The 22,567-nt window shown below is 34.5% G+C and carries 22 protein-coding genes and 1 pseudogene; 5 read left to right on the top strand and 18 right to left on the bottom strand.

The window, feature by feature from the left end; all coding sequences use genetic code 11:
- Positions 1-99 precede the first annotated feature (99 nt).
- Positions 100-864, bottom strand: a complete 765-nt coding sequence (locus tag ACTJFD_RS09315) for a MerR family transcriptional regulator (RefSeq protein WP_442261153.1) — start codon at positions 862-864, stop codon at positions 100-102.
- Between the two features lie 341 nt (positions 865-1,205).
- Between ACTJFD_RS09315 and ACTJFD_RS09310 the strand changes: the two genes are divergently transcribed.
- From ACTJFD_RS09310 to ACTJFD_RS09300, 3 genes are all read left to right on the top strand, one after another.
- On the top strand, positions 1,206-1,718 hold the full coding sequence (locus ACTJFD_RS09310) for a hypothetical protein (RefSeq protein ID WP_442261151.1): 513 nt from the start codon (positions 1,206-1,208) through the stop codon (positions 1,716-1,718).
- 3 nt (positions 1,719-1,721) lie between these two features.
- Entirely contained in the window at positions 1,722-2,237 is a 516-nt protein-coding gene (locus tag ACTJFD_RS09305) for a hypothetical protein (RefSeq protein WP_442261150.1), read from the top strand.
- A gap of 118 nt (positions 2,238-2,355) precedes the next feature.
- Positions 2,356-3,762 (top strand): C69 family dipeptidase, encoded by a 1,407-nt coding sequence (locus ACTJFD_RS09300; RefSeq protein WP_442261237.1) that lies wholly within the window; start codon positions 2,356-2,358, stop codon positions 3,760-3,762.
- Positions 3,763-4,176: 414 nt separating this feature from the next.
- On the opposite strand, the gene ACTJFD_RS09295 is transcribed toward ACTJFD_RS09300, so the two are convergent.
- Positions 4,177-4,584, bottom strand: coding sequence for a hypothetical protein (locus ACTJFD_RS09295; protein ID WP_442261148.1), 408 nt, complete (start codon positions 4,582-4,584; stop codon positions 4,177-4,179).
- Complete coding sequence (locus tag ACTJFD_RS09290) at positions 4,569-5,027, bottom strand: LytTR family DNA-binding domain-containing protein (RefSeq protein ID WP_442261147.1); 459 nt, start codon at positions 5,025-5,027, stop codon at positions 4,569-4,571. The genes ACTJFD_RS09295 and ACTJFD_RS09290 overlap by 16 nt, the downstream gene beginning before the upstream one ends.
- Positions 5,028-5,339: 312 nt before the next feature.
- Here ACTJFD_RS09290 and ACTJFD_RS09285 point away from each other — a divergent pair, with 312 nt between their 5' ends.
- Positions 5,340-6,179 carry an aldo/keto reductase gene (locus ACTJFD_RS09285; protein WP_442261145.1) on the top strand — a complete coding sequence of 280 codons (840 nt, stop codon included), beginning with the start codon at positions 5,340-5,342 and terminating at the stop codon, positions 6,177-6,179.
- 108 nt (positions 6,180-6,287) lie between these two features.
- Here ACTJFD_RS09285 and ACTJFD_RS09280 read toward each other — a convergent pair whose 3' ends face one another.
- The gene (locus ACTJFD_RS09280; RefSeq protein WP_442261143.1) at positions 6,288-6,506 is read right to left on the bottom strand and encodes a hypothetical protein; all 219 of its coding nucleotides are present in this window, start codon (positions 6,504-6,506) and stop codon (positions 6,288-6,290) included.
- Positions 6,507-6,618: 112 nt separating this feature from the next.
- Positions 6,619-8,374: pseudogene (locus ACTJFD_RS09275) on the bottom strand (AlwI family type II restriction endonuclease).
- Positions 8,375-8,524: 150 nt separating this feature from the next.
- Here ACTJFD_RS09275 and ACTJFD_RS09270 point away from each other — a divergent pair.
- On the top strand, positions 8,525-9,640 hold the full coding sequence (locus ACTJFD_RS09270) for a DNA adenine methylase (RefSeq protein WP_442261141.1): 1,116 nt from the start codon (positions 8,525-8,527) through the stop codon (positions 9,638-9,640).
- Positions 9,641-9,820: 180 nt separating this feature from the next.
- Here the strand turns inward: ACTJFD_RS09270 and ACTJFD_RS09265 are convergent, their stop codons facing one another.
- The 13 genes from ACTJFD_RS09265 to ACTJFD_RS09205 form a co-directional block, all read right to left on the bottom strand.
- Complete coding sequence (locus ACTJFD_RS09265) at positions 9,821-10,777, bottom strand: glycyl-radical enzyme activating protein (protein WP_442261139.1); 957 nt, start codon at positions 10,775-10,777, stop codon at positions 9,821-9,823.
- A 29-nt stretch (positions 10,778-10,806) separates the two neighbouring features.
- Positions 10,807-11,553 (bottom strand): flavoprotein, encoded by a 747-nt coding sequence (locus ACTJFD_RS09260; RefSeq protein ID WP_442261137.1) that lies wholly within the window; start codon positions 11,551-11,553, stop codon positions 10,807-10,809.
- Positions 11,554-11,582: 29 nt separating this feature from the next.
- Positions 11,583-12,224, bottom strand: a complete 642-nt coding sequence (locus tag ACTJFD_RS09255) for a phosphate propanoyltransferase (RefSeq protein WP_442261136.1) — start codon at positions 12,222-12,224, stop codon at positions 11,583-11,585.
- A gap of 112 nt (positions 12,225-12,336) precedes the next feature.
- Positions 12,337-12,807: a BMC domain-containing protein gene (locus ACTJFD_RS09250; protein WP_442261134.1), complete on the bottom strand. Its 471-nt coding sequence runs from the start codon at positions 12,805-12,807 to the stop codon at positions 12,337-12,339.
- Positions 12,808-12,837: 30 nt separating this feature from the next.
- Complete coding sequence (pduB, locus tag ACTJFD_RS09245; protein WP_442261133.1) at positions 12,838-13,695, bottom strand: propanediol utilization microcompartment protein PduB; 858 nt, start codon at positions 13,693-13,695, stop codon at positions 12,838-12,840.
- 12 nt (positions 13,696-13,707) lie between these two features.
- Positions 13,708-13,992, bottom strand: a complete 285-nt coding sequence (gene eutM, locus ACTJFD_RS09240) for a propanediol utilization microcompartment protein PduA (RefSeq protein ID WP_442261131.1) — start codon at positions 13,990-13,992, stop codon at positions 13,708-13,710.
- 20 nt (positions 13,993-14,012) lie between these two features.
- On the bottom strand, positions 14,013-16,418 hold the full coding sequence (locus tag ACTJFD_RS09235) for a glycyl radical protein (protein ID WP_442261129.1): 2,406 nt from the start codon (positions 16,416-16,418) through the stop codon (positions 14,013-14,015).
- 22 nt (positions 16,419-16,440) lie between these two features.
- Positions 16,441-17,574, bottom strand: a complete 1,134-nt coding sequence (locus ACTJFD_RS09230; RefSeq protein WP_442261128.1) for a 1-propanol dehydrogenase PduQ — start codon at positions 17,572-17,574, stop codon at positions 16,441-16,443.
- Positions 17,575-17,593: 19 nt separating this feature from the next.
- Positions 17,594-17,866 carry a EutN/CcmL family microcompartment protein gene (locus ACTJFD_RS09225; RefSeq protein WP_442261126.1) on the bottom strand — a complete coding sequence of 91 codons (273 nt, stop codon included), beginning with the start codon at positions 17,864-17,866 and terminating at the stop codon, positions 17,594-17,596.
- A 23-nt stretch (positions 17,867-17,889) separates the two neighbouring features.
- Positions 17,890-19,479: an acetaldehyde dehydrogenase (acetylating) gene (locus tag ACTJFD_RS09220; RefSeq protein WP_442261125.1), complete on the bottom strand. Its 1,590-nt coding sequence runs from the start codon at positions 19,477-19,479 to the stop codon at positions 17,890-17,892.
- Between the two features lie 25 nt (positions 19,480-19,504).
- On the bottom strand, positions 19,505-20,206 hold the full coding sequence (pduB, locus tag ACTJFD_RS09215; RefSeq protein ID WP_442261124.1) for a propanediol utilization microcompartment protein PduB: 702 nt from the start codon (positions 20,204-20,206) through the stop codon (positions 19,505-19,507).
- Positions 20,207-20,451: 245 nt separating this feature from the next.
- On the bottom strand, positions 20,452-21,195 hold the full coding sequence (locus ACTJFD_RS09210; RefSeq protein ID WP_442261122.1) for a response regulator transcription factor: 744 nt from the start codon (positions 21,193-21,195) through the stop codon (positions 20,452-20,454).
- Between the two features lie 18 nt (positions 21,196-21,213).
- Positions 21,214-22,440, bottom strand: a complete 1,227-nt coding sequence (locus ACTJFD_RS09205) for a sensor histidine kinase (RefSeq protein WP_442261121.1) — start codon at positions 22,438-22,440, stop codon at positions 21,214-21,216.
- Between the last annotated feature and the right edge of the window lie 127 nt (positions 22,441-22,567).

Genomic DNA, 22,567 nt, shown 5'->3' with positions numbered 1-22,567 from the left:
CACTAATTTTCAGAAAATAATTCTGTTCTATAACAAACAAAAAAAGAGGAAAAAACTATGAAAAATAGTTTTTTCCTCTAAAATAACAAATAATTAAAATTATTTCTTAATCGGTAACATAATTTCTGTTACAAAATCATCCGTATCTTGTGTTGCCCAATAATCAACGATATAGCGTTCGTAACATTCCGGACCACAGATATATTTATTTTTTTGGGCCCAATGAATGATTTTTTCGTAAGATTCATCAATGGTTTCGTGCGGCCCTATATGATAAACACAAGCCATCATATCACCACCGAACTGCCACCTCGGTAAACTTGGATTGATAATTCCAATTGGCTCTTGCATGATACTAGCCTTCTTTATTTTCCCTTCAAATTTTTCTTGATAGGAAGAAAAGCCTAAATAAACAGCACCTGTAATCACAACATTATTTTTTTCTAAGTAGTTAACCCACGGAACATTAATTACTGCATCTTTATAATCATAAGTAAATTCTTGCTCTTTAAAATAAAAATCTTTTTTATCAACAAATTTGACACTGACCTGTTGAATACGATTTTCAACCACCATCGTGCCTTCTCGAATCATATTAAGCCAATCCTCAACTGCTACGTGACGGTTACGAATTTCTTGTTCTTCTACTGTTAGCTCTTCAATTTTAGTGATAAAATTTGTCTCATGGTAAAAACAGGTTCCCTTTTTACCAACGCCGGTCATTTCTTGGAGTTTAAAGCCCATTTGTTTATAATATTTAATAATGGGCAAAAGCATCATTGTATCTTTATTATAGTAACGATAACTTGTTTCTGGACAGACAACATCTGGTTTAATAATCCCTAGTTCTTCATAGAATCTCAACGTCTTTCTTGAAACACCACATTTTTAGCGACTTGACCAATTGTATACAACTTCTCTTTTTCTGAACAAATAGAACTTGTTACCATTTTTATCCCTCCATGACACACCCAACTATATTATGAGCCATTTTTCACAGGTTTGTCAATAAGCAAATCATTTGACGTTTTGTCTTTATTGTGAAAGGAAGGTTAATTAAAAATAAAATCTACCATTTAACGACCAATAAACCGACAAAAAAAATTAGCACATCTTGTTTTATTGGACCTTTTTATCTACTAAAATAATAAAATTACGGTAAAATGAAGAGTATCATCATAATCAAACAAGAAAGGAGAAAAAAGATGTTTCGACGTTTATTTATTATATTAGCTAATCTTTTTGCGCTATTCATTTGTCTCGTCACTATTATGGATTCGATCACAACTAAATCGGGGATTTTATTTGATTTAATCCTCCTTGCTGGAATAGCTATCTTAATTTCAATTCAAATCCTTCGCTTCGCCTTTTCAAAGCACTATCAAAAAAATATCACCGCTATCACGAAATGGAGCTTAGCTTTATTACTTCTTCTTGTTATCACAGGGTATTTCGCCTTCTTTAGTTCCTCCCCTGATACCAAGCATATCAATGTAGCTGGATTCTTTTTTAGATTTGAACTGTTTAACTTCTTATTGACTTTCTTTTTATCAAGAAGCATGTCAAAAAAACAAGATCGATTACTAAAAAGACAACAAGAAGAAATCGCAGCCATTGCCAAGCAACAACGGCTGAATGAGATTAGAGACTATCAAAAGATGTCCAAAGAATCACTTTCTAAAAAAATGCCAACGAATTTTAAACCTGGAGGGAAATAACCAATGATTAATTCACAAGGATTTTATTTAGAAGAAGCTGGCTGTGACTGTTTACTTCATCTACCTAGTACCGTCTATATTTGTGAAGAAGAAGAATTTCATTTTAGTTATTCGATTATCGATCATTTTTTCGAAGACAAGGGCGACCATTCACTCCTATGGGTAAAATTAGATACCATGTTTTCTCAAAAAGATCGCCAAGTCTATCAGCAATCTTTTGATAAAAAACCTTATATGAAAGCCAATATTTATATTAAGGCGACTCTTTGGATTGCCTTCACTGAAAAAGGGCTGGGTGTCAATGTCAAGTATGAAAACCTTGATACTTATATCGATGATAAAAATCGCCACCGATTTAGTACTTTTGACGATATTGTCAGAGCAAATCAACTCGCACACAACGAGTACCCAAAATTCCAATTTAATTATGGCGGTTTTACAACCGAGGGGGCCATTAACTTTGGTGATTGGTTAGCTTCTGATTTTGTTGCAAATGTTGATTTACAATTTATTTTATAAAAAAGAAACTGAGACCAACAGCTGTTGATTTCAGTTTCTTTTCATTTTCCTACCTTTTTCCTCGTTTTTTTATGCTACATTGTTTACAATGAAAGTAAATCTAATAAAAGGATGAGGAATTATGAAAAAAAGTATTCGTTCTTGTACAACTTTTCTTGTTGGAAAAAAAGCTTCAATTGATGGTTCAACAATGATTGCACGTAATGAAGATGGTGGCGAAACACCCAATCCACAAAAATTCGTGGTAATTCAACCAGAAAACCAGCCCCTCGTTTTTACTTCGATAGTCAATGGCGTTACCATCCCATTGCCTGAACAACCGTTACGTTATACTTCAACACCAGATGCCGATGATGCTTTTGGCGTTTGGGGCGGTGCTGGTATCAATAGTGAGAATGTGGCAATGACTGCAACCGAAACAATCACAACAAATTCTAGAATGCTAGGAATTGACCCGTTAGTTCCTGAAGGTATTGGTGAATCAGATATCCTTACCATCGTGCTACCTTATATCCATTCGGCAAAAGAAGGGGTCTTACGTTTAGGTGATTTACTTGAAACCTATGGAACTTATGAGTCCAATGGTGTTGCTTTTGCTGATGAAAATGAAATTTGGTATATGGAAACACTAGGAGGACACCATTGGGCAGCCGTTAGAATTCCTGATGATGCTTATGTCATTGCTCCTAACCGTTTAAATATCGATAATTTTAACTTTGAATCCGAGGAAACACTCTTTTCAAAAGATTTACCCGATTTAATAAAAAAATATTCGTTAAATCCAGAAACAAATTTTGTTAATTTACGTCATATTTTTGGTAGTTCAGATATCAAAGATACTCGTTACAATAACCCACGTGCATGGTATGTCCAAAACTACTTCAATCCTGAAATAGAACAAGAGCCAACCGCACATGATTTACCTTTCATCTGTCGGGCACCCCGAAAGATAACTGTTGAAGATGTCAAATGGGTTCTTAGTTCACATTATCAAAATACACCTTATGACCCTTATGGTAAGGGGTGCGAAAAAAAGAAAAAACAATTTCGACCGATTGGGATTAATCGAAATTTAGAAACTCATGTTCTACAAATCAGACGAAATGTTCCTAAAGAAATTGCTGGCATTCATTGGTTGGCCTTTGGTCCGAATACCTTTAACTCACTCGTTCCTTTTTATGCGAATGTTAATGATACTCCTGTTGCTTATCGTGATACCCCTAAAACATTCAATCTTAATTTTATGTTCTGGCTTAGTAAAACAACAGCGTTACTCGGTGACACTAATTATGCTTTATATGGTAGTTTCGCAGAGGCTTTTGAACAAAAAACAATGGCCGCTTGTCGTCATCTCCAAATCGAAGCAGACGAAGAAGTCCTAAATCAAGTTGATTCTATTGCTTATTTGGAAAGTGTCAATCAATTAATGGCGGATCTTTCATTAAAAAATGCCAATGAGTTACTTGGTCAGATGGTAGCCACTGGTTCAGCAAAAATGATCCTAAGTTTTCCTTTAGCCGATTAAACGTAAAAAACCAAAAAAAGAGGCTGCTCCAAAAGCCTCTTTTTTATTAATTTTAATCAAAAAAATTTCATGAATTTAAAATAAGTCCATCATAAATAATTCAAATTTATTCTTTATTATATAAGCATACCAACAAAACAACCCTAACAAACTTTTTCATTTTATTTACTCCTCCAAAGTAAATAAACAACTCCTTTTTTCTCCTGGTAATCCCAGGAGTTTTTTGTACAATTATAAAAATAACGAATAAGCCAAAGAGAAAGAAATCTCTTTGGCTTATTTTATGTCAAGCATGGCTAGCTTCACTATTTTTAATGGTGGATGAAATCATTCTTTATAGGACTTTTATGATGGAAACAAGACGTGAGAACTATGAAAAACTAGCAAAAAATTGAATTATAATTTTTTCTTAGTTTAAATTAATTGATTCAATTCTTTTTTTAATTGCTTATTTTGGTATTTAGAATAGAAGTAGAAACCAATGATGTGACCTACTAAAGTTAATAAGACAATACCTATCCAGTAAGGTTGCACAAGATGAAACAAATTAATTGAATATAATCTAACCGTTAAAAACATACAGATACTGTTTACAATGGTACTTATAAAAATATTTAAAGATGCTTTAAACGTAGAGTAATTCCATAGATATGGATAAATAACACCAAAAGTTAAACCTAATAACAAACCAATAAATATAATGTTCCAAATAAATTTAAATGGAATAGCTTGATTAGAATTATAAACGCTGGTAAGTAAAGTAATCCAAATCGTACTTCCTAAAGCTGCTTGAGTAAAACTATTTTTCAATGTTTTTGCCATAATAATCTCTCCTTAATATTTTTTGCATAATGTCTGCTGATTAAATACTTATTTTTACTTTTAGTCATTACCTCTAATCGAGAATATTGTTCGACATTAAATTCAATAATTTCTTCTAAATTTAAAATCGTTGATTGATTAATTCGACAGAGGAATCCGTCTTCTAAAAAAGAAAGTTCTTTTAACCTTTTATTTAAATAATATATTTTACCTTCCATTGTTAATACTTGACTCATGTGACCCAACGAAAGAATAACTTCAATGTCAGATAAGTTGATGAATACGTTACGATTATTTTTGATTTCAACTACTTTTATTTGAGTTTCTTTATTTAAATAATTTTCTATTTTTTGGATTGTTTCTTTATTGACTGAATGACTCACTAAATCAATTTCATTTTCACTTTTTAAATCATTCCAGATATGATTAATTCTTAATTTCATAACTATTACCTCCCATGACCCTAGTCTAGCAATATTTATAGAAAAGATTGAGCTATTTTTGATTGGTTGCAAAATTTAATCACTTTGTTACAAATTTAAAAAAATTATTTTAAAGAGAGTCCTTTCATGGCTAACGAAATAATGAAATATCAAAAAGATTTAAAGATAGCAACTATTTGGACGTGAATAAAAAACAGAGAGGATTAGGAAATCTACCCCTTTTTTTATTTGTACCTTGTAAAAGGTAACAGGCTATACTTCTTTAGCTTATTATTATATGATAAAGGTATCACATAACAAGGAGATGTTCATATGATCCAATCATTGGCTGACACATTAACACTAAATAATGGTCTTAAAATTCCTGGTTTAGGTCTCGGAGTGTACCAAATTCCAGACGAAGAAGCTCCTGAAATTATTAAAGAAGCCATTATCAATGGTTATCGTGCGATTGATACCGCAAGTTACTACGATAATGAAGTTGGGACTGGTCTTGGAGTAAAAAAAGGCTTAGCTGCAACTGGACTTAAGCGTGAAGATCTATTTGTGACTTCTAAAATTTGGAACGACCATCTTTCGTATGATGAAGCTATCACTGCTTTTGAAGAAAGTTTGGCTCGTTTAGATTTAGAGTATTTAGATCTTTATCTCATTCACTGGCCTGGAAACAATGCTTTTGAAGAATCTTGGAAGGCTCTAGAAACCCTGCATAAAGCTGGAAAAATAAAATCAATTGGTGTGAGTAATTTCCAAATTTCACATCTTGAAAAACTATTTTCGTTTGCAACTGTAACTCCTGTGTTAAATCAAATTGAGTTACATCCTAAATTAACACAACATGAATTACGTGAGTTTTGTGCTAAACACGATATCAAAATTCAAGCATGGTCTCCATTGATGCAAGGTAAATTATTAACCAATCCTACTATTTTAGAACTAGCTAAAAAATATAATAAATCAGCAGCACAAATTATTTTACATTGGGATATGCAACAAGATATCTTAGTCAACGTTAAATCGTCTAAAAAAGAACGTTTAATTAGTAATGCTGATGTCTTTGATTTTATGATTAGCCCTGAAGATATGGAAAAATTAACTAATTTAAATGAAAATCTACGTGCTGGCCCAGACCCAGATACTTTTGATTTCTAAAAAAACGAAAAATGATAAAAAAGCGTATCAAATCCATATTCTAACGAATGGATTTGATACGCTTTATTTTTAAAAATTAGTCTTTATCCTAAGTATTTTACGTCTTACTTAGCCTTTACTATATTGTGTTTTGTGTCTATATGTTCGCTCATCAACAGAAAAGCCATCTTCTTGAAGAAGTCTTTTTAAAACCAAATGAGTCCCATCCTCAAAATCTCTAACAATGACAGTGTTTTCCAATATTAATTCGACCTGACCGACAATTTTATCATGGTGAATTGTGGGATAATCAATAACCGATCCTATAGTAATCATCACTTTAGACATATTAAACCCATCCCTTCTATTACCTAGTATACCATATTTTTAATTGTACGTTTTCTGACGCTGATTTTTAAGGACGACATTCCAGCAAAAAAGGGGGGGAAAAGTTAATTTTCTAAGCTGGAACATTAATAAAACACTGTAATTCATGATGAATTGCTTGCTTCCAATCTTCAAAATTAGCTAAAGTTAAAGCCTTATTCCCCCATGCTTCAATTAACGAAATAAAATAGTCGATATCTTTCCCCGTTTCAAACAGATGTTCAATCACTTGAGTAAATTGAGTAATCGTTAGAGGGATGACAGGAATTGGTTGACCCAACCAGCTTGTTTTAGACAATACAAAAAATTGCCATAACGTTCGCTCATTAATAGACGACGATATAAATAAACCAAGCGTTTTTTTATCAGGGTGTTCTTTAGCTTTACCTAAAACATGGTCAATAACAGAAGATCCCTCATGCTCCCATTGCACCTTACCGGTCATTAGCGACACTTCTGGGATAATCACATACTTATCTGTATATAACTCCATATCTGGCTCCTGGGGCGAAGGAACGTGGCGTTAAATCTTGTTCCATCTTAAAATTAGGAACCACTTTTTGATTACCTTCAATACTAACTAAGGCTTTCCACGTATTGACTTCCAACCATAAAGCACTCATATCGTTATCTTTCAAGATAATCTCAAAACGATTTAAAATTTCAGCTTTTGAGGCAGCTGTTTTTGAAACAACGTTAATAAAATGTTCTTCATTTTTAATTAATAACTTTTGAGATAACTCTCTTTCGATGTCTTTCAAGCGGGTAATACTTTTCGTTGAACTCAACTCAGCTTCATATTTTTTAATTTCTGATACCGCGTCTGTTCCAGCAAACTCAGATTTTGCTAAGGTTATCGATTCAGATACTAGGTTTTTACGTTCTGAAAAATTATCCCAAGGCAATTCAATATTACCAATCGCTCCAAACCAGGTAATGTCATCTCGCGAGGCAACTTCAACCCATTTTCCTTTTACTTTCTTTTTAGGTGGCTTTTCAAATTTGAATTGAGGTGAGACCAATAAATTAAACTTCGATTGAAATAAAGGTCGAACTCTCACTTTAGCGTGTGCCCCCCTTCCTGAACGATCAAACATATCGGTATAAGTAATTGCACGAAGAAAAGCATCGGTGTAGTCACCCCACGAATTTAAAAAAGTCCCTACTCCAAAATAAGTTTCCCAAGTCTCTTTTAATAACTTTTCAACTTTTTTATTATCATTGCGATTAGGAATCAAAGAACGGTCTTGATATTTTTCACGAAAAGTGGTAATTGCCCTTTTTACATCTGTTAACTTGGTTGGAGTCGTTGCCGCAAAAAGATAGGTCAGCTCATATCGAGAAAGATAGTTAAACTCATCAAGCAATTGAATAAATACTTTAAAAGGAAAAATACCTTCTTCTTCTTTATTGGTTATCACATACATCTTAATTAATTGAACTAAAAAATCCTCAGGTGTAAATGTTTTTTCAACAATTCGACGTCCGGCCTCGGTTACAAACAAAGCTCGTGTTTCACCGCGAACGCCTAAAAAACCAAATTGTTCCGCCGTAGTATATTGTTGACGAACCAACGATTCTTTATCTTTCGTACCAAACTGTTGTCCACCAACAAAATCCCAAAAAGGTACATCGGTCACTTCTCGATCTGGCTCATCTTTTTTGGTTTCAAACGTCCAACGTAGCTTCCGACGTAATTCATACTGTCCATTTATTTTTTCATCCCATGACTCTCCCTGAAAATCATAAAAAAAAGGTAACCATTCTAGTAAAACTTGAATACTTCTTGGTGCCGTTCGCCATGAAAAACTATATTTTTCCTTTGCCATTTTCCTCATCCTCTTCCTTAAATCTAGCCGTTAAAATAAGAATAAAGCATGAACGATTGAATTGCAAAAACAAACATAATTGCCCTTTTTTTCATTTTGACCTGGGTATCATTTTTTGATAGTATTAGGGCTATGAATGGAGGGCTAATCATGACTTTGATAAAATGGCCTGGAGGAAAAAAACGCGAAATACCCGAGTTTAAAGCAATCATTCCAACAGATTATACACGCTATATTGAACCTTTTTTCGGTGGAGGAGCCGTCTTTTTTTATCTACAGCCACAACAAGCAATCATCAATGATATTTCAACCAACCTCATTGATTTTTATCGAATGGTGAAAGTACAAAATCAAGAACTAAAAACTTATTTAGAACAATATGCAACAACTTTTAAAAAAATCAAAGAAAGCGGTCAAAAAAATCACGCCTTTTTATATACCGCCTTTCAGGAAGAAAATATCCTTACTGAAACCAAAGTTGAGGCTTTATTGTTACCCGAAGTCATCACCTCATTAATTCCTAATAAACAAGTTTTTATAAAAATGCTCACTGCTTCGGTAAATGATAAACTTCGACGAACCAGACGAAACCACGAAAAACTACCAATGAGTGAAGAAGATCTCTTTTTAAATTTTGTCACGGGTTTAACAAGTGGTTACTATCTTTATTTCCGCAAGGTTTATAATGATATTCAACTTGATCGCGCTGATTTTGAGTATAGTGCTGCTTATCGAGTGGCTAATTTTTATTGGATTCGAGAATATTGTTATGGCTCAATGTTTCGCTATAATGCAAGTGGTGAATTTAATATTCCTTATGGTGGGATTTCTTATAATCGGAAAAATTTTAATGAAAAAATCAATAAAATTTTTAGTCTTGAAACACAAGAACTCTTTAAAAATACTGCTATTGAAAATCAAGATTTCCAACAACTAATGACTTCCCTAACCCTGACTCAAGAAGACTTCATCTTTTTAGACCCGCCTTATGATACTGAATTCAGTGATTATGAAGGTCGCTCTTTTGGGAAAGAGGATCAAACACGTCTTAGAGATTTCCTAGCAAAGACGCCTGCAAAGGCATTACTTGTAATTAAAAATACTGATTTCATTTTTAATCTCTACTACGAACCACAAGATCAAAATGGGAATCCTATTTTTCATCTTGCTAATTTTGATAAGCAATATACCTATAATGTTCGAGCACGTAATGAACGAAATGTCGATCATTTAATCATTACAAATTATCCGATTGAATGGGAATAGAATAAATACTCCTTTATAAATGGACCTGATAAGAAATTAAAAAAACTTATCAGATCCATTTATTCTAATATTTTTATCTTTAAATAAAACAAAAAACCACTTATCATATACTCAATAAATCACATTGTTCAAAAAAAGAACAATAGGAGTAATCATAAATGATTTCATTTTATTCTCTGGCTAACCAACCATTGTTTTTATACCGTAACCTCTAAAAAACTCTGCGTACTCTTCTGCTGTTTCTCGTGCCATTGCTGGGATATGGGCTATTTTATACTCTTTACCTATTCGCTCATACTTAGTACAACCTAACTTATGATAAGGTAAAACTTGTAAGAGAGATACAGCAGGACCTAGCTCAACACATAATTCAGCAATTTTTTCCATGTTCTCTTTTTGAGTATTCAAACCTGGAATCATTGGGTAGCGAACTTGAATACTCTTACCTGCCGCCGCTAAACGACGTAAATTATCAACAATTAATTGATTTGGCTTACCTATCAATACTTTTGAAATTTTTGGAAACATACTTTTCAAATCATAAAGAAAAAGATCAGTATAATCTAAAACTTTCTCATAATTTCTCCATGAAACATAGCCAGACGTATCCACTGCTGTGTGAATATTTAATGCTTTGCATTCTTTTAAAATAGCAGCTGCAAAATCAGCTTGAACTAAGGGTTCGCCTCCTGATAAGGTTACTCCACCGGATGTATCTTCAAAATAGCGTTGATCTTTTTTAATTAGTTCAACTACTTCTAGTACTGACATCTCGTCACATGTGTGATAAAGTGCTTTCGGATAACAAACTTCCGTACATTTTTTACATTTTATACATTTACTTCGATCAATTTCAGGCAATTGAATCGTTTTCTTTTCGAATTTCGAATAAACCGTTTCTCCCGGAGTAATTGCCCCTTGATCGCAAGCTTTAAGACACATTCCACAAGCGTCTAAACCAATACATCCCATAGGAAAGAATGCTATCTCACCTTTTTTAGAGATCGAATCTGGACTATGACACCATAAACAATTTAAATTACAACCTTGTAAAAAAACTTCCGTCCGAATACCAGGTCCATCATTTAAGGTATACCTTTGAACATCAAAAACTAAGCCTTTTTTTTCTTCTTTCATCCCTAATTCATTCCTTTCTAGGATAATGCTTAATTTACTTTATCTACAATAATTTCCACTTGGTTTGTTTCAACATACTCTTTAGCCAAATCAGTTAAATAAAAATCTGCAGTTGCATAGACTTTCTTTTTGCTTAAAACATCTCGATGAGTAATTATTTTCTTAACAGGAGCTGTTGGTTTTTCTGAACTTTCTTTCGTTTCTTTTTCGACTACGATTGGTAAAACCGATTCATTAAAATAAGCCTTCATATATTGATGAAACTCAGTAATTTTAATTGAGATCATCCCTAGATCAGTTAAACGTTCTTGATAAGAATAGAGCAACTTGTTATACGCTTGATTTTGGTCCCATCCAGCTAATTTAGCTTGATTACTTTCAGGATTCCAACATTCATCAACTGCTATTAAAGGTTTTCCCGACATCAAAGTCCATTGAATCGCAATGAGACTCATCGTATCCGCAACACCCATCGCACTTTTTGCTAACGTATTTCTAGTTAATGAAGGTAAAATTACACATTCGGTTTTACTTATCGCTTTTCTAATACTTTCCAATGTCTCTAATTCAGTACCCAGCTCTTGCCATTTTTTCAGGTCAACCATCTTTTTAGCCGCTTCAGAGAAAATTAATTGAAAGGAAACTTGTTTATAATTATTCAGTATTTCAATCATCTCTGACTGATAGGCCAACGCTCCCGTAATAATTACAACTGCTTCTTTATTTTTTTGTTTTAAAAGTTTTTCAATCAAACAAATAAATTGTTCTTCGGACATTCTATTTCACCATCCTCACTTTAAAGAGATTAATTTAAAAAAACAGAATCCCCCTGTCTAAGCCCAGACGCGTTGGCCTCATCTGTATCTAAATGCAATTCCAAAGCATAATTTGGACTAACTCTGACTGTGACGTCATTAAAAGTTAAGGCTCTTTCCTCTAATGTCGTTACTGAAACGCCCTCTCCATCTCGCACACTAAATTCCATCGCATCTTCTGGCGTCATATGAATATGACGTTTGGCGATTATCACTTTTTCATCTAAATAAAGAGCTCCTTTAGGTCCAATAATAAAAACACTCGCAGATTTATCTAAGTCTCCAGACTCTCTTAGTGGCGGCTTAATGCCTAGTGAAAAGGCATCTGTTTGTGATATTTCGAGTTGGCTTTCTTTTCTAACTGGTCCTAATACTCTGACTTTTGAAATTGAATTTTTCATCCCTATCACGGTTACTGTTTCCTTAGCTGCAAATTGACCTGGTTGACTTAAATATTTCAGTTTTTCTAGTTCATAATTTTCACCAAAAAGCGTTCTGACATCATTAGAACTTAAATGAATATGTCTTGAAGAAACGCCCACTGGAATTACACCTTGTTTTCCTTCCTTCAAATAGCTTTTTATTTCAGATGTCACTTTTTGAATTAAAAATTCTTTTTCTAATTGTTTCATTGCTTACTTCACTCCTCAATAGACCTTATAAAAATAATAAGACTGGTAGATGATTACCAGTCTTACTTTTCACTCAACCTTTTTATCTTGTCGAAAAAGTTTTAAACCATCATCAACTTTTCTTTTTATCATTGTGTTTTTTATTATTTATCTTCTTGGATGTTGTTGTAGTCTTTTTTTGAGAGTCCTCTTTTTTAAGTTCCTTTGTTTCTGAATATTTCTCAGGCTTCACTTGCTCTACAACTTCACTTTTCATTTCTTTAACTAAACCTAAATCCGATTTTTCTTTCTTGATAACTTTCTTGATTTTTTCAGTATCAAAAGTTGTCAATAAATCATCGACAGGTTTTGCGATAACCCCACTACCTCTAAATTTACCCGACCTTTTAGCTACAGTCATTCCAGCATCAATTGCTGCGTTGACAGCACCGATGTCACCTTCAAAAAGAACTAAACACTTCCCCTGTCCTTTTACTTTTTCGATCCCTATTAGTTCTACATTTGATGCTTTTAAGCACACATCTGAAATTTCAATTGCTGCAACATAGCCAGAAAGTTCAATCATTCCTAATGATTTTTTCATCGATTCAATCTCCTTCGAATTGATTGTTTCTTAAAATGTGGCTTTACCTAAAGCAATTGGTTCATGTCCCATTGATCTAAAAACATTTTTCCCAACTTCTCTAGCGGCCATTACAGACTGCTTAACAGCACCTGAGTCACCTGTTACAGTAATAATAATTTGGTTGGAATAACCAGTCGAGTTAACATCTAAGTAATTGACTAAATCAACACTTGCTGCTTTTAATGCAGCATCAGCCATTACTAAACCAATCGCTGCTGGCCCTCCCACAACAATTCCAAATGATTTCCCAACTTCTGCATTAAATATCTTATTCAAAGCGTAACTTGCTCGAGAGGTATAATGAAACTCAATATGACCCGCATCCGTCATAAAAACATCACCCATATGTTTATCCACAGAACTCAGAACAATCTCGACCGCTCGACGAACGTCTGAAACATCTTGAGCAGCAAAGATAATTGTAGCACCTTGCCCAGCACCTTCTTTACAATCACGAGCTAATTGAATAGAAACTACCTCGGTATTAGTTTCTTTGACCGCATCATCTGCTGCCCAAATATGAGGGGCGCCACCCGTGCGGGCACTAATAAAACCAATCGCACTGTACTTTTTATCTAATCCTATTTTTTCACGTAATTGTGAATCAAGATTGGCAATTACTAGACCGACCGTATCACCTATTGTACTCCCTACAAATTCTGTAATGGCTTTAAATTTTTCAACTTCTTTTGTTTCAATTTTTTCTTCAATTACTTCAACTATTTCTGTTGGTTGATTTGAAATAAAGCACTGTTCTTTTTCAATTTGTGTTGATTGTTTATTTTGATCTTTCTTAATTTGCTTCTCTGTTTCTTCCAAAACTTTTTTCAATAACTCTAAGTTCAAGTCAAACACATCCTATTCTTCGATTTTTTTAGGAAGAATCTTTTCTAAATCAGTATGTGGACGTGGAATGACATGAACTGAAACCACTTCCCCTACATTTTGTGCTGCAGCAACGCCAGCATCTGTTGATGCTTTAACAGCACCCACATCGCCACGAACCATCGCTGTTACTAAACCCGAACCAATTTTTTCATACCCTACTAATTCAACATTAGCAGCTTTTACCATTGCATCTGCGCCCTCAATTGCAGCAACTAATCCTTTTGTTTCAATCATTCCTAATGCTTCTTGTCCCATTTTAAATTCCTCCTAGAGTTTTATGATAATTCTGAAATTTCAGTTCTTGTAATAATATCTTCTTGTAATTCTGGATCTAATCCGACAAACAATGCACTATATCCAGCAACACGAACAACTAGACTCTTATATTTATCAGGATACTTTTGAGCATCTCGTAAGCGTTTTGAACTCACTACATTATATTGAACATGTAATCCTTTTGAATTAAAATATGTTTTTAACAATGTTTCTAGTGATTTTTCACCTTTTTCGCCATCTACAGCACTTGGATGAAACTTCATATTCAATAATGTCCCATTTGAATTAATCAAATGATCAATTTTAGCCGCTGAATTTAACAATGAGGTTGGCCCATTTTTATCTCGACCATGGACTGGCGAAATACCATCAGCTAGTGGTTCCCCCGCACGGCGTCCATCTGCTGAAGCTCCCATTCCAGCTCCCATAGGAACGTTTGCAGAAACAGGATACAAACCTGGACTATAAGGTCCTCTGACTCCTTCTGCTTCTTCTGTCATCTCACAATAGCGAGTAGCTACCCAACTTGCTAATTCATCTGCCGCTTCATTATCATTTCCAAAATGAGGAACTTCCGCAATAAAACGACTTCGTAAAACGTCTTCATTTTCCCAATTGTTTTTTAATATTTCTAAAAACTCTGCTTTATTAACGATAGGATTATCAAAGACAAAGTGTTTTAAAGCCATTAATGAGTCTCCTGCGTTACTAACACCTACTCCAGCAGTCCCAGTTGCGTTATATTTTGCTCCACCATGAGTTACATCTAACCCTCTTTCCACACAAGGTTCAATCCCACAGGAAAGAAAAGGTAAGGGGATATTTTCTTGATGAACAATATCTGCAGTATTCGTAATTAAAGTAAAGTGATCAACAAAATACTGAAGTTGTTTTTCAAAAGCTGTTTTCACGTCTTCAAACGTTTCAAACTCACTTAGTTTACCTGTCTGTAATCCGGCTTGCTTCCCTGTCATTAAATTTTTACCATCATTAATAGCATATTCTAAACATGCTGGCATACTAAAGAAGGGCGCATCACCCGTCCCACCAGACCATGCATACTCATAACCTTGAGCACCTGGTTCAACACAACCGATAATCGCGTAATCTCTTGCATCTTCAATACTTTTACCTCGATTAAGCATCCCTGGAATAATCACTTCGTCATTATAAAGAGCTGGCATACCTAAGCCACCCTTAGTCACTTGAATAATTTTTGTCCATAGTTCTTGAGGGGTATCGTTCCACAACCGTGCCGTAATTGATGGCTGATGTAATCTAATATTGTTAGAAGCCTGTAAACACATATACGACAGATCATTCGTGGCATCTTTACCGTCACGCGTTTGACCACCAACACATAAGTTTTGGAACATTGGATAACCACCAAAAGCTTTCGTTGAACCAATTGGTCTCACTTTATTAATTTCTGCTAATTTAATCCATAAACATTCTAATAATTCCATACCTTCTTCTAAAGTCAATGTTCCTTTTTCTAAATCTGCTTGATAATAGGGAAACATGTATTGATCGAAACGACCTGGTGAAATGGAATGTCCGCTTGATTCCAACTGTAATACTAATTGGAAAAAGTAAAAAGATTGGCACGCTTCATAGAATGTCTCCGCTGGATGTGCCGGCACTCGATGACAAACTTGTGCGATTTCTAACAATTCTTTTTTTCGATAGATATTCGTTTCTCCTAAAGCCAATTCCAATGCTTTTTCTGCATAACGATTAGCAAAATCCATCACGGCTTGACTAACAATTGTAATCGATTTCCAAAAATTATAACGATCAATTTCGGTCCCATTTGCTGGGATGCCCATTTTTTCAATATTGTGTTCAGCTTCTTGTTTTATTTGTAAAAAGCCTTTGGTTAATATCGTTTGGTAATTTGGTGAATAGTGACCCACTCCTGAACAAATAATAACATCTGAACTAAACGTATAAACAGCTGAATTAGCAACAACATCTAACGTTTCTTCAGGTATCCGATGAGTCACCAAATCATTCACTGTTTTACCTTGCCAATAATCTTTAATTTCATGTAACTCACGTTTAACTGTTTCATCAACTAAAAAACGATCAGCCTCACGCTCTTCAAAAGGTTCATTATCTAATTCATCAATAATCCATTCAAAAGAAAACTCTGGAAAAACAGGAGAGTATCTAGGCTTTTTAGCCTGATTTCCGACAATCAATTCGTCTGTTCCAATCCAAATTGTCATTTTTTCCAGTATACGTTGCAATGCTTTAGCACGAAGGATCGGTGCTGGATCCGAAGCGAACTCTTGATAAGCTTCTGTTATTATTCTGGCACGCTCAGAACATAAACCAGGATCATCTTCAAAAAAACGTTGCTTTAACACATTTGCGCGGGGAGAAATTTTCGTATCAAACATTTAATAAACCATCCTTTCACTTTTAAACTTGTCCATATGCAGTTAAATATAATTTTTTAAGATCTTCTTTCGTAGGTTGATAAGGATTTGTTGGCGTACAATTATCTGCTATTGCCAAAGTTGCCATCGTTTCTAGCTGTGCTTCATACTCAGCATGGTCTATCTCAAGTTCAGAGATCCTTTGAGGCATATTCATTAAAGTACGTAATTGATTAATTATTAAAATTAAATTCTTCCAACCTACTGTTTCATCTTCCGCAGGTAGACCTAAAAGATTAGCTAAATAACCATATCTTTTTGCCGCTTCTTGAGAATGTTGAGCATTATATTCAATAACATAAGGCATCAACATCGCATTAGCTCTACCATGAGGAATATGAAAGACACCACCTAAAGCGTGAGCTAAACTATGAGTGATACCTAATGAAGCGTTCGTAAATGCCAAACCTGCCATACATGAAGCATTGTGGACTTTTTCTCTAGCTAGCATATTACTACCATCCTGATAAGCATCTAATAAGTGTTCCATAATCAATTTGACAACTTTTTCACATAGTGCATCTGTATAATCACTTGCTTTGGTTGATACGTAAGCTTCTAACGCATGACATAATACATCCATTCCTGTATCCGCTGTAATACTAGGCGGCACTGTTTTTGTAAAAAACGGATCGACAATTGCGATATCAGGGGTCATCCACTCATCAACTAAAGCCAATTTTCCATTTCCTACCGTAATCACCGTAAATGCAGTCACTTCTGAACCCGTTCCGCTAGTTGAGGGAATAGCCACGAATGTTGGTTTTTTAAAAAAAGCACCTTCCTTTTTTTTCATCTTCCACAAAGAGTACAAAATTCCTTTTGCTGCATCGATGACTGAACCACCACCTAAAGCAATCACAATCTCTGGTAATTCTTTTAAAAACACTTTAATTCCTTCCGCAATGACCTCAACTGTTGGATCTGGTTTAATGTCAGAAATTACAGTGTATTTAATTTGCTTATTTATTAAAATACTTTCGATTTTATCTACAGCTTTAATATTAACCATCGTTTTATCAGTAATAATACAAGCTGTTTTCCCTTGCAGTTTTTCTAACTGCTCTAAAGCATTTTCTCCAAAATATATTTTTGAATCTATTCCAAATTCTTGCATTCGTCTCCTCCTCTAATACTTATTTGTCAGTCTGGATTAAATCAACAATACCAACAATACACATGTCGGAAGTCAAACTTTGAAACTGATTCGATTGATAGCCCCAGTGAACCAAAACAATATCATTCTGACCTGCACCAACCGTATCAACTGCTACATAACTAGGTGACTTGGGGTCTTGAATACTTTCACCATTACTAGCGACTTCCTCGATTAAAAGAAGTTTAGCACCTGTCAACGCTGCCGCTTTTTCATTCGCTATTATTTTTCCAACAACCTTTGCTAGCATCATAGCCTTCACCTCATATCACTAACTTAACCAACTAAATTTTTCATTACCTCTGCTAATAATTTTTCAACTTGCTCCGTTTCAAGCGTGTTTTCCGTTGTTTTTTCAGTAAAACGAGTATCTTTATTTTCATTGACCTGACTATCCAATATTAAATCAGCAATCGCATCAAAACGTGTGTCTCTTTCTATCTCAACTTCTTTTTCTTCCACAAATCGTAAATCTTGTGCTTGTTCTGATTGAGGGTTACTTTCAAAATTTAATTCTTTAATGCCATAAGCTGCTTTTCGAACATTGATTAAGTTCAGAGGAGAAACATTATCTGAAATAGAACCACCACCAATTGCACCACATCCTAATGTTAGTGCTGGTGAAATATTAGTTGTTGCTCCAATCCCACCTAAGGCTGCAGGAGTATTCACTAAGACTCGAGAAACTTCTTTTTCTAAAATAAACGAGCGAATAATCACCTCATCATTTGAATGAATAACCAGCGTATGGCCTCTACCTTCATTTTCTAATAATGAATGACAAACCTTACAGGCTTCTTCCCATGAATTCACACAGTAGAAAGCTAGGATAGGGCATAGTTTTTCTCGTGAGAAAGGATTACTTCGACTAATTTCCGTTTGTTTTGAAATTAGTATTTTAGTTTCTGCAGGAACTAAAATACCCGCAAGTTTGGCAACTTCAACTGCACTTTTACCAACAACAACCGGATTAATCGTTCCGTTCGCTCGTAGTAAAAACTTACCAATCATTTCCGTTTCATCTGCATTTAAAAAATAACCATGATTACGTCTGACTTCCGCAATCACTTCTTGCTCAATCGACGCTTCGACAATAATGGATTGTTCTGAAGCACAAATCACTCCATTATCAAAAGTTTTACTTTTAAAGATATCTTTAACTGCTTGTTCAACATTTGCAGTCTTTTCAATATAAGCAGGTGTATTACCCGGTCCACCACTAATTGTTGGTGTTCCCGAAGAATAAGCAGCTTTAACCATTGCTCCACCACCGGTAGCTAAAATTAAAGATGTCGCTTCGTGGCTCATTAATTCTTGAGTTCCCACTAAAGTTGCTTGGTTTAAACAACTAACAATTCCCTTTGGTGCTCCCGCATCAATGGCTGCTTTTGATACGATTTCAATAGCTTCTAAGCTACATTTCACCGCATTCGGATGAGGTGAAAAAACAATCCCATTCCCTGCTTTTAAAGCAATTAACGTTTTATAAATAATCGTTGATGTTGGATTAGTTGACGGTGTAATTGCTGCAATCACACCTAAAGGAACCCCGATATCCAATGATTTATTTTGTTTGTCTTCCTTAATAATACCGACTGTTTTCATATCTTTAATCGAATGATAAACAGTTTCACTCGCAAATTTATTCTTAATAATTTTATCTTCATAATTTCCAAATTTTGTTTCTTCAACGGCCATCTTAGCTAATATTTCTGCATACTGAGTAGATACTTCTGCAATATTTTTTACAATATGATCAATTTTCTCTTGAGAAAACGTTGCTAATTCTTTTTGAGCTATTTTTGCCGCATTTACCAAATCTCGAGCTTCCTGAATGGCTAATAAATCTTTATCAAGTTTCTTCATCGTATTATCTCCTTAAATATAAAATTTAAAATGTTGCTTTACCTAAAGCTTCTGGCTCGTGACCCATAGAACGGAAAACGTTAATTCCTACTTCACGAGCGGCAATAATTGACTGTCTTACTGCACCAGAATCGCCAGTTACTGTGATAATAATTTGATTCGACCAACCTGTAGATTCAACATCAAGATAATCAACAATTTCAACATTTGCAGATTTAAGAGCTGCATCTGCCATTACCAAACCGATGGCTGCTGGGCCTCCCACTACAATTCCAAATGATTTACCAACTTCTGCTCCAAATATTTTAGCCAAAGCCAAACTTGCTCGAGAAGTATAATGAAATTCAATATGACCCGCTTCTGTCATGAACACATCACCCATATGTTTATCTACAGATTCTAAAGTCAATTCCACTGCACGACGCACATCTGAAACGTCACGTGCTGCAAAAATAATCGTAGCTCCTTGACCCGCTCCACCTTTACAATCCCTTGCTAACTGGATTGAAACAATCTCTGTATTAGTTGCTTTGACGGCATCGTCTGCTGCCCAAATGTGAGGGGCTCCTCCCGTTCGAGCACTTACAAAACCAATCGCACTATATTCTTTTGAAACACCAACATGTTCTCTCAGTTGAGAATCTAAATTGGCAATCACCAGACCTACCGTATCTCCAATTGTGCTTCCGACAAACTCTGTAATAGGTTTTACTGATATTTTATCCATCGCTATCTTCCTTTCCTAGCTATCTTAAACTTGCTTTAAATCATCCAAGCGAGTGCTTTAAAACTTTCCTTTACTCATCTCTAATTCTAGCTATATTTCAGTTCTTTTAACTTAACTATCATGCCCTCTTTCTTTGATTTTTTAACCTTTCAAATACAAAAACCAGGATTTTTTTGCTTTTAACTACAATAGTCAAAAAAATCCTTACCCCACTAAAAAAAGTAGGGTAAGGATTTTTTCTTTTCTTATTGATATATTTTCCGATAAACTGTTGGGGTATCCCCTTCATATTTCACAAAAACACGACTAAAATAATTGGCATCTGCGAAGCCTAGATCACTAGCTATTCGATAAATTGGAAGGTTCGTTTCCTTAAGTAGCGCTTTGGCTGATTGGATTCTCAGCTGATTGAGATAATCAATATAACTAATCTTCATCTTTTTTTTAAAATAACGACTAAAGTACTGCGGACTAAGATGGACATAGTTAGCAATATCGTTTAATGTCAGGTCTTCATTAAAATTCTGTTCAATATAAGTAAGCGCTTTACAAATTGGCGTGTCACTGGTATTGAATTGCGAACGCTTGGCTGGGGTTGTGGTGTTTTTTGTATGTTCTATTTTTACAATAATTTTTTGAATAGATTCAATTAAATTAATAGGGCGAACAGGTTTTAATAGATAATCAATTGTTTGTTCTTGAACAGCTTTTTGCATATAATGATAGTCTGAATATGCAGTAATCACAACCGTATATACATCAGGTAAAAACTCGATAATTTGACTCTGAGCTTCAAGTCCATTTAGTTCAGGCAGACCAATATCCATCAAAATAATATCCGGTTTTCTATTTCTGGCTATTTGAACGGCTTCGATGCCACTTGTTGCATCTTCACAAAGAATAATCTGATCACTTAAATTTTTTGTTATAATGGTCCGTAATGCTCGACGTTCCAATTGCTCATCTTCCACGATTAACAGTTTATACATCAAAATTCCTCCCTCTTTCTAAAAAACAATCTCTGACTTTGCTTTAAAATAAGGAAAACGTATTTGAACCTTCGTCCCCTGATTTAATCGGCTTGAAATATGCAGACCATACTTTTCACCAAAATAACCACGTAAACGTCCATGTGAATTTCGTAAACCTAAACTTGTATTTTCTTCTTTTTCATCCTCTAACAATGTTTCTAAACATTTTTCTTGGATACCGACACCATTATCTTGAACCACTATCTCAATATGTTCCTTTTCAAAACTGACTTCAACCTTTATTTTTCCACCTTTCTTCTTAGGCTCTAATCCATGAATCACTGCATTTTCTACCATAGGTTGAATAATCATCGCCGGTATCCGATAACCACAACTCTGTTCTAAATCCGAAACATGATATTCAATTCGATCGGTATAACGAATATGTTGAATATATAAATATCTTTTAATACTTTCTAATTCATCCACCAATCGTGGAAACTCCTCATATTGACGTAAATTATAACGCAACAAATCTGAAATACAATAAATCATTTCTTCCGTTTTAGGTGCACCTTCAAACATCGCTTCACGAGCCGCTGAATTCAATGTATTAAATAAAAAATGGGGATTTATTTGAGCTTCAATCGTTTTTAATTGTGCATCTTTTGCTTTTTTTTGAAACTCATATTTTTCTTCTGTTTCTTTTAACAATGCTTTTTGAGTAATACTTTTCATCCCCATTTCTGCAAAATAGTTCGCTAGAAAGCCATACATATCTAAACATTTATAGATATAATCTTCAGGTACCACGGGAATTTCAGCAATCGCTTGCCTTAATTCAGTCTCAGGTAAAGATAACTCTTTGGCTAATTCGGGAACATCAAAATTTTCTCTACGGTACTCTTCTCCTTCGATAAAAGCTTGTCCTCCTAAGACCGCACCAATCAAAACATCATCGACTATAATTGGAGCCGCACAATCCTTTAACCCCAAATAACAGTCATGAACACAAGTCTTTTTTTCCTTGAACGATTGATTTGTTATCTTCGTTCCTGATAATTCACAACGCCGAGCCCCTTCCTCAGACGAACGAATTAAACTGCAAAAAGAAATAAAGTTAACGAGTTCTCCTTTGGTATTCCCCTTAGGATCAGCCGTTATAACTGAGACATTTAATAGATTCGACAACTTTTTTTGAGCATACATTAATTTATCAACATCAATAATCTCTTCAAACAAGTAATTTTTGGTGCTTTTCATTAAGTTCCTCTCCCCTTATGTGACCTAATATACAAACAAATTATACTCAACTGGTTCTTTGAATGTCAACATGAGTCAATTGTAGAGATTTTCCCTCTCTCGCCTCTTTTCAGCCATTATTTCCAAC

Source organism: Vagococcus sp. (genome assembly GCF_052102835.1).
Lineage (GTDB): Bacteria > Bacillota > Bacilli > Lactobacillales > Vagococcaceae > Vagococcus.
The sequence above is the reverse complement of the archived record's forward strand: the minus strand, read 5'-3'. Positions and strand labels throughout refer to the sequence as shown.